General features: G+C 47.6%; 9 protein-coding genes and 1 tRNA gene. 2 read left to right on the top strand and 8 right to left on the bottom strand.

The window, feature by feature from the left end; translation table 11 throughout:
• Positions 1–32 precede the first annotated feature (32 nt).
• The 6 genes from RJP21_RS22665 to RJP21_RS22690 form a co-directional block, all read right to left on the bottom strand.
• The gene (locus RJP21_RS22665; protein WP_310861320.1) at positions 33–1,265 is read right to left on the bottom strand and encodes an FAD-dependent oxidoreductase; all 1,233 of its coding nucleotides are present in this window, start codon (positions 1,263–1,265) and stop codon (positions 33–35) included.
• 531 nt (positions 1,266–1,796) lie between these two features.
• On the bottom strand, positions 1,797–3,026 hold the full coding sequence (locus RJP21_RS22670) for an alpha-L-fucosidase (protein ID WP_310861321.1): 1,230 nt from the start codon (positions 3,024–3,026) through the stop codon (positions 1,797–1,799).
• A 101-nt stretch (positions 3,027–3,127) separates the two neighbouring features.
• Positions 3,128–4,837: an ABC transporter substrate-binding protein gene (locus RJP21_RS22675; protein ID WP_310861322.1), complete on the bottom strand. Its 1,710-nt coding sequence runs from the start codon at positions 4,835–4,837 to the stop codon at positions 3,128–3,130.
• Positions 4,838–4,972: 135 nt separating this feature from the next.
• Entirely contained in the window at positions 4,973–5,872 is a 900-nt protein-coding gene (locus tag RJP21_RS22680) for a carbohydrate ABC transporter permease (RefSeq protein ID WP_310861323.1), read from the bottom strand.
• Positions 5,873–5,930: 58 nt separating this feature from the next.
• The gene (locus RJP21_RS22685; RefSeq protein ID WP_310861324.1) at positions 5,931–6,917 is read right to left on the bottom strand and encodes an ABC transporter permease; all 987 of its coding nucleotides are present in this window, start codon (positions 6,915–6,917) and stop codon (positions 5,931–5,933) included.
• A gap of 260 nt (positions 6,918–7,177) precedes the next feature.
• Entirely contained in the window at positions 7,178–9,442 is a 2,265-nt protein-coding gene (locus tag RJP21_RS22690) for a helix-turn-helix domain-containing protein (RefSeq protein WP_310861325.1), read from the bottom strand.
• Between the two features lie 236 nt (positions 9,443–9,678).
• Here RJP21_RS22690 and RJP21_RS22695 point away from each other — a divergent pair, with 236 nt between their 5' ends.
• Positions 9,679–9,888 carry a helix-turn-helix transcriptional regulator gene (locus RJP21_RS22695; RefSeq protein ID WP_310861326.1) on the top strand — a complete coding sequence of 70 codons (210 nt, stop codon included), beginning with the start codon at positions 9,679–9,681 and terminating at the stop codon, positions 9,886–9,888.
• 174 nt (positions 9,889–10,062) lie between these two features.
• Here RJP21_RS22695 and RJP21_RS22700 read toward each other — a convergent pair whose 3' ends face one another.
• Positions 10,063–11,745: a recombinase family protein gene (locus tag RJP21_RS22700; protein WP_310861327.1), complete on the bottom strand. Its 1,683-nt coding sequence runs from the start codon at positions 11,743–11,745 to the stop codon at positions 10,063–10,065.
• Between the two features lie 123 nt (positions 11,746–11,868).
• On the opposite strand from RJP21_RS22700, the gene RJP21_RS22705 reads away from it, so the two are divergent.
• A tRNA-Ala gene (locus RJP21_RS22705) sits at positions 11,869–11,940 on the top strand.
• 275 nt (positions 11,941–12,215) lie between these two features.
• On the opposite strand, the gene RJP21_RS22710 is transcribed toward RJP21_RS22705, so the two are convergent.
• A complete protein-coding gene (locus RJP21_RS22710; protein WP_310861328.1) occupies positions 12,216–13,598 on the bottom strand; it encodes an ABC transporter substrate-binding protein in 1,383 nt (460 codons plus the stop codon).
• Positions 13,599–13,639 lie beyond the last annotated feature (41 nt).

A 13,639-nucleotide genomic window follows, 5' to 3' on the forward strand; every position in this document is an offset into this window, starting at 1 on the left:
AAATTCTTATATGCTTATTATACTCTATATAGTTATTCCTCCAATTCTACATCTTCAGAGGGCAACGGCTTTTGGTTGAACATCCTTTCTCCTGCTTTCGAAGAAAGCCGTACATCCCTCATCCCCCGTTCAATGGCACTCACTTCATAATCGCGTAAAGCGGCCAAAAGTTCCTTTCCCCCGTTTTTCACGTTGATTAATTCCTTCGAGAGCTCATAGGCATCAAAGAGTGCCGCATTCCCGCCGATCCCTGCCGGTGTCATGGGATGCAGGGCGTCTCCCAGCAAAACGAGATGGGTCGTTTCTTTCCAAGGCTTATACGGCAGAACGTTACGAAGATGATAAACAGCCGTTTTCTCGGGATCCGCCAGTTCCAACATCCGTTTTACTTGTGGGTGCCAGTGTTTGGTTTTCTCTTGAGTAAAGGATAACAATTCGAACCCGTTCAATTGGAAAAGCTGCTCGTCAGGGATCCCGAACCACTCGGGCGAGCACGCAAACACAGCATACAGGTAATCCTGTTGAGGAGAAATCTTCACATTTAGGGACATGGATGCCGGTAATTGCTCAATATTCGGCTTGAAAGCCATCTCTTCAAGAAGAAGGGAAACCGGAGCATCTCCTTCCGGATTTAGGAGGCCTCTCATGCTGCCATCCCCGATGAGCATATTCAGTTCCTTTCTCCGCTCCTCATCCAGAAATACCTTGGTATAAAGAGCCCTGCCACCCGTATCGAAAATTTTCACCCAAGGTTTGTATTGTTGCCGGACTTTGGAGCCTCCCCCGTCAGCCCCAACCAGGACATCCGCATCCATATGCTCCCCATTATCGAACCACGCTCTTAAGCGTCCGTTTTCCAATCTTTCATAATGGGTAAATCGGTATCCGAAGCTGATCCTGTCGCCTAGTTCGCCAAGCAACACTTCACGAAAGGTAAACCGGTTTACGGATGGCGAGGATTCCGCTTTATTGTACATGGGGTGCTGTTCGCCCGTGGGTTCCAAAGAAACCGGATCCAAGAAGACAGGGTGTGCCGGTCCTATTACGGATGTTTCCATATAGAGATCGTAAAGTTTTTCAGGAAGACAAAACCGCAGCGCATTGGATCCATTTTCATTTATTTTGATTCGATAGCCTGTTTGAACAAAATGATCTGCATGCTCACGTTCACAAACATGGAAATCAATGTGATTTTTTTTCAAACTTTGTGCCAATGCAAGTCCACCGATACCGCCACCGATAATAACTACAGATAGTGATTTCATATCATTTCACCCTTCTTTAACTTAGTTAAATTTATCTTACATCGTTATATTACAAATCATCACCTCTGTTTGTCAATGATTTTGAAGGGCACAACCGAAACATTCTCACCATGTAAGCCGAGGTCTATGAAAAAGACAAATTCTTGCTTCGCCGTCGCCGGTTGACTCTGTCGGGATCCATCCTGTCCCTTCTGCTGAACCCCGTGCCGATCAAGCCTAATGTCCTTGCCTGGATCAACTGAACGTGGAGCTTACCGGCATCGATAAAGAAGATACAAAAAAACTGCCGACACTTTGTCGACAGTCCGGAGCTTCCGAATTGGGTGACCTATTCACATGCTTTGACTTCATCACTTTGACCAATCGTGAGGCTACGAAAACAAAAACGAACAATTTATATGTAGTAAAAACCCGCCCAAAGCCGATCAAGCTCGGAGCCAGGAATCATCATACATGCAGTTCAAGCATCATGAAGACCAATAAAAAACCTGATCCATGAAGGATTCAGGTTTTGACATGATATTCAAAGATTTAATCAACGTAATAAGCCGCAAAGCTGCGGAGCATGGGCTTCTCTACGCTTGCAAGCACCCGCAATCGCAACGCGTCGGTTTCAATCGTGCCAAAACGGTCGATTTTTTTATGCCCAATCGCGCTTCCCCTGACAAGCTCTTCCCAATGGCCGTTGATATAAGCTTCAAGAACATACTCCCGAACGCGTTCCCCCTGAGCGATGTCCTCCATAAGAACAACATGATTCACGGGCTGAATTTGGTTCAAGGCGAGTAGCAGCTCCGTACCTTCACCCTGCGTCTGGCCGATGGGCTGCCCGAATCTGCGCCGGATTTCATCCCCGAATTCGATGACTCGCGCTGCATCAGCATCAGGGAGAAGCCCGCGGTTATCCGGAGAAATGTTCAACAACAGCGTGGCCCCGTGGCCGACCGACCGGTAATAAATGTCCAGTACGTCCTCCAAGCTTCTTAAGCTCGCTTCGTCGTCGGGATGCCAGAACCAGTGTCTTTTGCGGATCGGGACGTCGCATTCGGCAGGCACCCAGGAAGGAGTTCCCTCCATCCATGTCAGCATATCGCTGGTGAACATGCTTTCCCGCGCCGTCGTTGCCGTATTCCAGCAAGGGTATGGAGCGACGCCGTCCTCATTGCCTACCCAACGGATCGTGGGCCTTCCCATATTAAAGACCATCGCTTCCGGCTGATATTTGTCCACCAGTCCGATGATTCTCGGCCAGTCATATTCCCGGCCCTGAGAGCCCGCCCCATCGAACCATACCTCGACAAGCGGCCCGTAACCCGTCAGAAGTTCCGTCAATTGCTCCGCATAGAAGTCGTCGTATGCCTCCTGATCCGGGTAGCAAGGTTCGTGCCGGTCCCAAGGCGATAAATACAACCCGAACTTTAGTCCTTCTTCCCTGCAAGCATCGGCAACTTCCCTTACGACATCTCCCTGCCCGTTTTTCCACGGGCTTGATTTCACGGAATAATCGGTCGTTTTCGTCGGCCACAGACAGAAGCCGTCATGATGTTTGGCGGTCAGCACCAAATATTTGAATCCTGCACGTTTTGCGGTTCTGGCCCATTGCCGGGCATCAAACGCCGTTGGATGAAAAAGCTCCGGGGAATCCGTCCCTTCCCCCCATTCCTGATCGCAAAACGTGTTGATGCCAAAATGGCAAAACATCCCCAGCTCAAGATCCTGCCATGCAAGCTGCTGCGGCGATGGTTTAGCAAGCACCGTCATTTTCCTTACACCTGCTTTCCAAAAAATTCAAAGTTCACCCCTTACGCCATCAATCGCGACCGCGCAAGGGATGAGACCTTCGTCAGGTTTCGTTGCGTCGTCTATTTTTTGGCATCCAGCGCTTTTTGATAGATTTCCAGGTACTGGCTCAATTGAAGCCCATCGAACCCTTTTACGTAAGAATCCCATTCTTTGTCAATATCCTTGGAGCCGGTAATAAACTGGGCCATATTGGATTTTACGTAACTGACGAGCGTCGTTTTGATCTGCGCTGCGATCTCGGCATCTTCAAGCGCTATGAACAAGCCGTTTGGATATTGCTCCTTGGAGTGATACGGTTCGTACTCCTTGGAAACCTGGTTCAGGCGCGTGCCGTAGCCGTCCGGTGCAAGCGGGTCCTGCGGTGCTACCCAAGACGCGCGGTAAGCGTAAGTCCGAAGGGATGGACCGATTTGCTCCCAACCGTCGTTATGGGTCGGCTTTTTGTCCGTTTTCGGAATCGAGGCGTATTTCGCCTGCTCACCGTTGAAATCAAGTTCTCCGGTTTTCGCCTTCCGCCACCCTTTGTCTTCGGGGCCGTTTTCCTCCAGAACGATGGCTTCCTCCGTGTATAAATAATCCGCTAACCGGATCGCGGCAATCTGCTGCTCTTTTGTCGCTTTATTCGTAATCGCAAACTGGGAGCTTCCGATCCCCGCAAAATTAAGCGTCTGTTGAACCCCGTTCGGGCCTTTCAGCGGCGGCACGACAACGTAGTCCTTATGGCGCGGAGCTTTATCGTCCATGCTGTAGGCGTAACTGATTAATGCCGTCGTGAGGGTACCCATGACGTTATCCGGCTCGCGGTTGGCCATCTGCTGAACGGCGTCGGCGTTTTGGGTAAAGGCCGCCGGATCGATTAATCCCTCTTTGTACAGTTTATTGAGATAAAGAAGACCTTGTTTCCACTCTTCTTTATTTGCCGTAAAGTCGACTTTACCGTCGATTTGGCGGAGGAACGTTCCCGAATCTTTATCGACATAGTCATCGAGGATAAATGAGTTCATGAGGAACGCCGAAACGTTGCCTGCCCACATCTCGTCGGAGCCCGTTAACGGAATTTCATCCTGTTTGCCGTTTCCGTTCGGATCCTTCTCCTTAAACGCTTTCAGAACATTGTAAAATTCGTCCGTCGTCGTTGGAACAGCCAGGCCTAATTTATCAAGCCATGCTTTGTTGATCCACATTTTGAGCGCATTGTCGCAATGGTAACATTCGTTGACCTGCGGCAAAGCGTAGATGTTGCCGTCAGGCGCCGTAATCGAAGCCTTCATGTAGGGTAGATCCTGCATCGCTTTTTTAATGTTGGGAGCGTATTGGTCGATCAAATCATTCAGCGGGATAAAGACTCCCTGCTGCCCGTATTTCATCTGTTCTTCCTTGGTCAGCCCCCCGTGCAAAATGACTTCCGGATAATCGCCGCTGGCAAGCATAAGCTGCTTACGATCGTTTAACGCGTTATCCGGGACCAAATCCCAGTCGATTTTGATGTTCGTTTTGTCTTCAAGATATTTGGTAAACAAATTCGTATCCATGTTTTCGATCGTCGCAAATTGCGGCGCAAACATTTTGATCGTCATCGGCTCTTTCACGATCGGATAGGTGCCGACCGGCGTAAATACATCGCTCTGCTCCGCAGGCTTATTGTCTTTTTGATCGCCGGAAGCTTCCGGCCCTGCGGATTTGCCGCCGCTGCAGGCGCTGAGAAGAAGCATGCAAGCCAACATGCAGCTGATGGTGCCTAGCCATGTTTTTCCAATCTTTTTTTGCATCGAACTTTTCCCCCATTCATCATCATGGTTTTGCCGGGCAAAAACTTTGTTTTTATGATATCCGAACCTCGAGCTTATCCGCAAAACGGACAGCATCACCCCCTTTAAGCAGTTACGGCGGCGTGGAAGCCGTCTTTAGCCCTTCAACGAACCGATCATGACCCCTTTGACGAAGTGCTTCTGCACAAAAGGATAAATAATAAGGACCGGTGCACTCGCAACGACGATAAGCGAATATTTGATCAAATCCTTAAGCCCCTGCTGCGCCTGCATCTGGTTGACGTTCGCCATCATGGAGGCATCAACCGTATTCAGGATGAGTATGTTGCGGAGAATGATTTGAAGCGGGAACAAGTCGGGCGACCGCAAAAAGATCAAAGCATCAAAATACGCATTCCAGTGTCCGACGGCATACATCAGCGTCATCACGGCAATGATCGGTTTGGACAGCGGCAGAACGATGCTGAATATAAACCGCAAATCGCTGCATCCGTCCAGTTCCGCCGCTTCCGACAATTCATCCGGAATGGTGGTTTGGAAAAACGTCCTGGCCACAATGACCTGAAATACGCCCATCGCTCCCGGCAAAATCATCGCCCAACGGGTATCCAGCAAATGCAGGTCTTTGACGACGAGATAATAAGGAATCAGCCCCCCGTCAAACATCATGGTGATCACAAGCAAAACCATAAAAAAGCTGCGGCCGTAAAGGGTCTTCTTGGCCAGCGGATAACCAAGCATAATGGTCAGAGCCACGTTAACGACCGTGCCGACGACGGTGTAAAAAAGCGAATTCAAATAACCGACGCCGATTTGCGGATTGCGGAACACCGCTTTGTAGCCGTCCAGCGTAAAATCCACCGGAAAAAGCCATACTTTGCCCGACGTAACCGCCTGGGGCGAACTGACGGACGAGCTTAATATGTAGATAAGGGGCACCGCCACAATAACAAGGATCAGCGTCAAAAACAGGTAGACGAAAACAACGAATAGGCGATCGCCTTTGGACTCGCGAATAGCGGTTCCTTTCGACATAAGATCTCCTCTCTTTCTTGGTGCTTGTGCGTTTCTAATTCATAAAATCGGAATATGACTACCAGAGGCTGTTGCTTGACAGTTTTCGGGCAATGTAATTGACCGTGATAAGCAGAATCAGGTTGATCACCGAATTGAACAGACCGATGGCCGCCGAGAAGCTGAAACTGGACCCAAGCAAACCAACCTTATAGACATAAGTGGATATGACCTCCGAGGTGCTTAAATTCAGCGGATTTTGCATCAAATATATTTTTTCAAAACCTAATTTCATGATGTTGCCCAGGTTCAGAATGAGAAGGATGACCGAGACGGGAACCAGGCTTGGGATATCGATGCGCAAAATCTTCTGGATGCGGGATGCGCCGTCCACCTTGGCCGATTCATACAGCTCCGGATTCACGCCGGAAAGCGCAGCGATGTAGATGATCGCGCCATATCCCGTAAACTGCCATACATCGGACCATACATAGATGGACTTGAAAAGGCCCGGCATGCCCATAAAATTCGTATTGCTTACGCCGAGCATTTCGAAAAACTTGCTGACCATCCCCACATGCGGCGTCAGGTTTACGATAATGATCGATACCATGATGACCGTGGAAATAAAATAAGGGGCATAAGAGACCATCTGTACGGTTTTTTTGAAAATGCCGTTTCGGATCTCGTTCAGCGCCAGCGCCAAAATGATGGGTGCGGGAAAGCCTACGATAAGGCCGTAGAAGCTGATGCCGAGCGTGTTTTTGATGTAAAGCCAAAAATTCGGCGATTCAAAAAACTGGTGAAAATATTTAAGTCCGACCCAGTCGCTGCCCCAGATGCCTTTGATGACGTTATAATTTTTGAATGCGATTACAATGCCGGCCATCGGTATATATTTGAAGATGATCAAATACAGGACGGGCAGCAGCAATACGAGATAAAGCTGCCAGTGCCGCTTGATTTTTTTGCCGACGTTGCTCCTCTTTGGCGGCGCTTGAGATGATAAAGTGATTTTCCGAGCCAGTCCCGGCTCGGCCTGCGGCTTGCTGATCAGTCTTGGCATGATGGGTAAACTCCTTCCGTTCGATCATACTTTCGGGCATACATACGGGTGCTGGGAATGTAAGCCGATTGTATAGGAAACCGCAAGCACGCAACAAGAAACAAAAATAAACCGGATTAACCGTTTTCGCCTGCCGGCCCCAATGCACGTAAATTCCCGCAAAATAATGTCTTAGCCGCAATGCCGATTGCCCGGTTTCCCAATCCCACTAACAGCCGACTGCGACGAATTAAAAAAACAGCGATGCGCGATCGCTGTTATTAACCGTTTTCTACGACTGAATCATTTTCGCCTGCCATGCTGCGCAGCTTGTCAGCCCGGTATACGCCGGGAGCAACACCGACGGTCCGCTTAAAAACACGGGTAAACGAGATCGCATGGGTATATCCGACCCGTTCCGCAATCTCCTGCACCGAATCCCCCGTTTCCGTCAGCAAACGCTGCGCCTCCTTCATTCGGATATCGATCAAAAAATCAACGAATCTCTGTCCGGTGTTTTCTTTGAACAGCTTGCTTACGTACTTGGCGTTCAGATGGAACCGGTCTCCAAGCATCTCGAGCGACAAGTCGGGATTGGCGTAATCCTGCTCGATGAGCCGGCAGATGTCCCGGATGATGTTCGAATGCTGCCTGCGATCCTGAAGCTGTTTCATCATCTCAAACTGGGCCGAAAGCACCTGCTTCGTTTCCTGCCTCAGCTGCTCCAAAGAGTAACAGTTATCCACGCTCTCCGTCAGCTTTGGCAGCCCCTCCCGAATCCATTGGTTGTATATCTCCTTGCTCATGCCGGACATTTCGCGGCCGATGTGATATATGAAATAATTCATCAGGTTGAAAATTTCATCATTGGTCAACAGGCCTTGCTTCAACTGCACGAACCATGTGTCATAGTCTTCGCTCCAATTCGCTTTCAACATCCGATAGGATTGCACAATGGAGCGGATTTCCCCCAAATGCGAATACACTTCGGCGACGCCGTGACGCGAAATATCATCGCCTTGGATCAGCCGGTTTTCGCCCAAAACGATTTTATATTGCAAGGCTGCAAGCGCTTTTTTATACGACACCGGAATATCGCTTAAATGCGGCGTGGATTCGCCCATGCCCATCGTAATCGTAAACTTCAGGTTTTGGTCGACCCATGCAATAACCTGTTCGGCAAAACGGGGCAAAACCGCGGTTCTGAAATGGTCGTCGTCGCTTTTTTCAAACAACATGACCGACAAGCCTGAGGAAGACATCCATTCGGACCACACCCGGCAGTCCCATTTGGAGGCTATCTCATGGACGACGGTCCGCAAGGTAAACTTAAGCAAATCCTGATCGGCTTTCGAATAGTTCCTGCAAAAGTCGCCGTATTTATCGATTTCGATCATGAGGATGCGAAATCGATCCAGCGGCTGCGGCAAGTTCAGGCGGGCCGCCTCCGATTTCAATTCGGAAACCGTCAGCGATGAATCCCCTTCAATTAATTGATGGAACATATACCGGGTCCGCAAATGCAGATCCTCCCGGTATTTCTCCTGATACTGCTTGGATTGTTCCAATATGTGGTCAACAGCGGATTCAATGAAGGCAAATTCATCCGGTTTGCCTTTCCACAAACCTCCTCCCGCCACCGGGAGCGAATAGCTGCTGAACCTGGCGGCGATGGCTTCGATCGGCTTCGAATTCCGTCTGGTGACGTAAATCATCCAAATAAACCCGACCGCAATCATGACGAGTCCGATGACGAACCAAAGGTTATACAGATAAGAGACAGCGCTTACAAAACCATGGTTCACAAGGCCGCTCCCGTATTTCCAATTGGTATAGCTCGATACATACTCCGAGTAAACTTCGGACGGTCCGACCTGGACGTCGCTGCCGAACAAAGCCCGGCCCGATGCATCGTTGACATGAATAAAGCTGACCTTGGACTCGTACATCGATTTGGTTAAGTTACTTAATGAATCCGCGGCCACGTTGACGACGATCATGCCCAGATCGTTTTTCATGTAAGGCGACCCCCGAACCAGGCTGACGACCTGCTTGCCGCCTTTCATTTTAAATTGTTCGAATGTTCGTACGCCCGTCCACTTGGGGGTCATCGATATTTGGTACTGCTCGATAAAACTCCGGTCCGGATACGTGCCGACAAACCCGTTCGTCGCGTCGCTAAGCACATATCCGTCCGAATTCCTGACAAGATAAATCGAATCGATCAAGGGATAATAATTAATCATTTCTTTGAGCTTCTGCACGGCCCTGATATTAATATAAGGATCGCTCGCCGCCGTCGACTTGAAAAAATCATTCAAAGGTTTGCTGTTGATGCTCTCCAGCACGATCATGTTATCGATCACCTTTAAGGACGTATCCACGATACGCATCGCTTGCAGGGACAGGTTCTTATTGGCGTTCAACGCCTCCTGGCGGCTTTGTTCGCCGAAGATCTGAAAGAACACAAAAAATATGAACGTAATCACAATGATAAAAACCGGCATGTATGAGAGCAATAGACGTTTAAACCAGGATTTACGCATGAGCAGCCCCCGCATAAGTTGATTTTTTTCCACCCTTCTCATTTCACCGTTGGCCTTCCAAATCCTTTTTGCGAATACATAAAAATGCATCCCTCGGATCGCGCGGGGCATCGCAAGAGACAATACCCATTCCAAGGGATGCATTCGCCACCGGAAACGCTGCAGCGATTGCAGGCTATAAGAAAACGTACCGTACGGATTTTCACGGGGTTTCACCTTAGGCTCGCAGGTTCTCGATGATGAGTGAAGATGTTCTAGAAAATACGATAAAGGTGCAACGAGCCAAAATGAATTTGACACAAGAACAGCTGGCAGAATTGATTGGGGTCACCAGAAAGACGGTCAACACGATTGAAAATGGAAAGTTCATACCGAGTACAGTGTTAGCCATTAAGATGGCAAGAGTTTTGGGTCTTCCCGTGGAGGAATTGTTTATTCTGAAATAACGCGGGACTGAACGCCTTTGAGGGGGCACCGGAGAACACATGGCCGCGCGGGACGAACGCTTCAGGGGTTCTCTCCTGCCCTGGACTCACAATATACAAAAAAAAAGCAACCATATCGTCGGCTGCATGGTTGTTTATGAATGGCTGAGCCTAGGGGGATATCGCCCCCCTGACCTATCGTTGCCAGCGATTCTCTCTCCTACGTAATTCAGAAACACTGCCATTTCCACAGTCTGATAGGAACTGAACAACGTCTAATTTGAACGAAATATCTATGTGGTTTTTGAACACTTTAATTTCCTCTAATATAGTTCTAAGCATTACCTTTTTCTTATCATGAGTTGCTTCCTTATATTTTTGAGACCAAGCGCTTATGCTTCCTGCTATTTCTTTAAGTGCAATTATTTCATTCTTTTTTTCATTGGTATCGACATGTAACTTCTGAATTTCAGCATTTAATGCTTCAATCATTCTTTCCTTCTCCTGAATTAACTCATTTAATAGTTCTGGTTTAAAAGGGCTTTGTCCTGAAATACTTTTGGGGATCTCCTTTTTCAATGTGTCGATTTCCGAATATTCTTTCTCTAACCCTCTATTTTTTTTGTTTAATTCCTTTTTCATTAATTCATACTGCTCTTGATTATAGTCTTTAGCATAATCTTCATAATTAATCTTTTTCAAGTGCTGAAGGTAAAGCTCAACCTCATTCAGGACAGTGTTTTCAATTTTATCATTCGAATATAAAGTTTGACCATCACAGTCAATTTTGGCTAAAGCTTTACCACTACAACGATATTTTGCCTTTTTCCATTTTTTCACTGTCCCATCTGCTACTTTATATGTTTTCTGAGAATAAGTAGTAGTCATTGGAGAACCACAATGACCACACTTTATGATCCCAACCAGAAGCAGCGGACTTTTTGTGGTATTCATTCGTATATACTCATCATTTTTTACACTTTTAGGGGATCTTTTGCTTCTTATTGACTGAACAGCATCGAAATAATCTTCTTCGATTATGACTAATGATGTAATTTGTTTTTTGGGAGCAACCCATTCGCTTCTGTCTCTAGTCGTAAATATTCCTTCATCAGACTTTCTTTTTCCGTATGTAGGATATCCTTTATAAACTGGATTCCTCAAAATGAAATTAATTGATCCAGTATTCCATTTTGAACCTGTTGCTGTTGTAATTCCTTTTTCATTCAGAAGTTTCGCGATCCTGTTGCTTCCATATCCTTCTTCTTTTGCAAGGTGAAAAATACATTTTACTATCGGTTCTCTCTCCTCATCAATTACCATCTTCATTAAATCTTTTCCTTTTTTATTCTGCATGCCAGATTTAATCAATTTGTAACCATAAGGAGGAGTTCCGCCCCTATACAGACCATCTTCGGCCATTTGTGTATGTTTTTCATTCACCCGAATAGATGTTTTTCTGCTTTCTCCACTAGATTGCCAAAATCTAAGATAGTTCATAAGCCTGTCGCCATACTCTTCAATCTTTTGTTGACCTTCTACTACAGACCACATTTCAATGCCATGTTTGACAAACCACTCCAACACAAAAGGAGTCTCGTCATCCCTTCTCCCAAGTCTATCGAACATAAAAACCAGTAAAATGTCATAAACTCCCTTTTCAGCATCTTCTTTTGCTTGTTGAATCACATCTCGATTGGCAGCTGAGACTTTAAAACCGGAAACACCCTTCTCAGTGTATTCTTTGACTAATCTCCATCCATCATTCTTATCAATAAGTCCCCTACATGCTCTTTGCTGCATCGGAATGTCATTCCCGTCCAACTGCCCTTTTGTCGAAACTCGATATAAACAAGCCACTCTTTTTATCAGTGCCATAACTCAACCTCTCTCGTCATTCGAGGATACTACCATAATTATAATTTCAAAATAAAAAAAGTAAAATAAAACTTGACTATAATGATTGTTTCATGTTAATTTATTTCTTGTGAGAAATATTGAGGGGCGTTAGTTCAGTGGGAGAACGCTTCGCTGGCAGCGAAGAGGTCAGGGGTTCGACCCCCCTACGCTCCATATTTAAAGAAGACCTATATGGGTCTTTTTGTTTTACGTATAGATATGTAATCTCTTCGATTAACTGAGTCATTTTCCCATTACTTGGTCTACCACCTGCTCGATAACTACGTTTAGGAACTTTTAATTTACCGACATTTTAAGAAAACCAGCAACCAATGCTGGTTTTCTTATTTATGCTTTTCTTGCTTATACTGTTCCGCCATTCGTATTATTCACAAAAAAGAGATGCCCTTGAGTCACAAGATTTTGAAGGGCATCTCTTTTATCACGGATTATTTCACCGTCCGGTTATACTCCTGAATTTTCGAGGTGATCTCTTTGGCCGCGTCGTCCAGCGCCGCTTTGGGCGTCTTTTTGTTGTTGAGCACCTCTTCGATGGCGCCCTCGACGATTTGTCTCGCTTCAGGGAAGACACCCATCACGGCGCCTTGCGTAGCCCGGTTCAGCTTGGTGTTATGGAGCTGGTCGATCGCCGTTTGGAACTGCGGGAACTTCTTCAGGTTTTCTTTTACGCTGTCCTGTTCATACGCTTTGGTCGTAATCGGGAAATATCCGGTGTTGATATGCCAAAACGCCTGCTGCTCCGGCGAGGTCAGGAACTTGATGAATTCCCAAGCCGCCTTTTGCTCCTCGTCGGGACGGTTGTTCATCATCCACAGACTCGCGCCGCCGACGATGACCCCGCCTTCCTTCGCATCCGCCGGTTTCGGCAGGAAGCCGGTTCCGACCTCAAACTTGCCTGTCGTGCCATCCACAAGCCCTTTCAGTGCAGCCGTGGAATCGAGGATCATCGCCACCTGGCCGGCGGAAAACGCCTTTTTCGAGTCATCGGTTTTCCGTCCCAGGTTGTTGGCCGCTTTCGAATCGATGAGGTCCTTCCACCACGTCATGACTTTTACGCCCGCTTCGGAATTCACCAGCGATTCGGTCGCCAGATCGTCCCGGCCGTTGCCGTTGTTGACGTATTCTGCCCCCTGGTTCGCAAAAAACTGCTCCATAAACCAGCCGTAAATGGCGAAGTTGGCGCCGACGGCTTTGCCCGTTTTCGAGATTTTGTCCGCGGCGGTCTTCAGTTCTTCAAATGTCTTCGGCGGATTTTCCGGATCGAGTCCGGCTTCCTTAAACAAATCCTTGTTGTAATACAAAATCGGGTTCGACGTGTTAAACGGCATCGAATACAGCTTGTCGTCGAACGTATAATAACCGCTGATGTTCGGTTCGAGCTGGCCGACGTCCCATTTGTCCTGATCGATAAAATTCTGCATCGGCGTAATGAGCTTGGAATCGATCATAAACCGGCTGCCGATTTCGTACATCTGCACGACCGTCGGCCCTTCGCTGGTACCCATGGACGCCTTCAATTTGCTCAGCAAATCGTCATACGTGCCCTGGTACACCGCTTCCACCTGGATTTTATCCTGCGACTTATTGAAATTGTCGACTAGTTGATCCACAACCTTCGTCGTCGCCCCGCCCATGGCATGCCAGAACACGACCTTTTGCGCTCCGCTTTTCGTTTCAGTTCCTTTGGTGCCGGAATCGGTTGTTGTTTTCGGCTCATCCTCGCCCATGTTCACGCTGCAGGCGGCCATCAGCAGCATCACCGTCGCCAGCATCAAACTTATAAGCCCTTTCTTCCCCATAGTCTGCTTCATTCCTCCCCTTTTATTAAGAAAATGATGCCTGTTGCCTTCTA

Source organism: Paenibacillus sp. VCA1, assembly GCF_031583795.1.
GTDB classification, from domain to species: Bacteria; Bacillota; Bacilli; order Paenibacillales; family Paenibacillaceae; genus Paenibacillus_AQ; species Paenibacillus_AQ albilobatus.

Bases quoted from the DNA above. Each gene is read 5' to 3' on its own strand.
- RJP21_RS22680 (WP_310861323.1), bottom strand. From the start codon at position 5,872: ATGTCGAAAGGAACCGCTATTCGCGAGTCCAAAGGCGATCGCCTATTC.
- RJP21_RS22690 (WP_310861325.1), bottom strand. From the start codon at position 9,442: ATGCGTAAATCCTGGTTTAAACGTCTATTGCTCTCATACATGCCGGTT.
- RJP21_RS22670 (WP_310861321.1), bottom strand. From the start codon at position 3,026: ATGACGGTGCTTGCTAAACCATCGCCGCAGCAGCTTGCATGGCAGGAT.
- RJP21_RS22710 (WP_310861328.1), bottom strand. From the start codon at position 13,598: ATGAAGCAGACTATGGGGAAGAAAGGGCTTATAAGTTTGATGCTGGCG.
- RJP21_RS22700 (WP_310861327.1), bottom strand. From the start codon at position 11,745: ATGGCACTGATAAAAAGAGTGGCTTGTTTATATCGAGTTTCGACAAAA.
- RJP21_RS22665 (WP_310861320.1), bottom strand. From the start codon at position 1,265: ATGAAATCACTATCTGTAGTTATTATCGGTGGCGGTATCGGTGGACTT.
- RJP21_RS22695 (WP_310861326.1), top strand. From the start codon at position 9,679: ATGATGAGTGAAGATGTTCTAGAAAATACGATAAAGGTGCAACGAGCC.
- RJP21_RS22675 (WP_310861322.1), bottom strand. From the start codon at position 4,837: ATGCAAAAAAAGATTGGAAAAACATGGCTAGGCACCATCAGCTGCATG.
- RJP21_RS22685 (WP_310861324.1), bottom strand. From the start codon at position 6,917: ATGCCAAGACTGATCAGCAAGCCGCAGGCCGAGCCGGGACTGGCTCGG.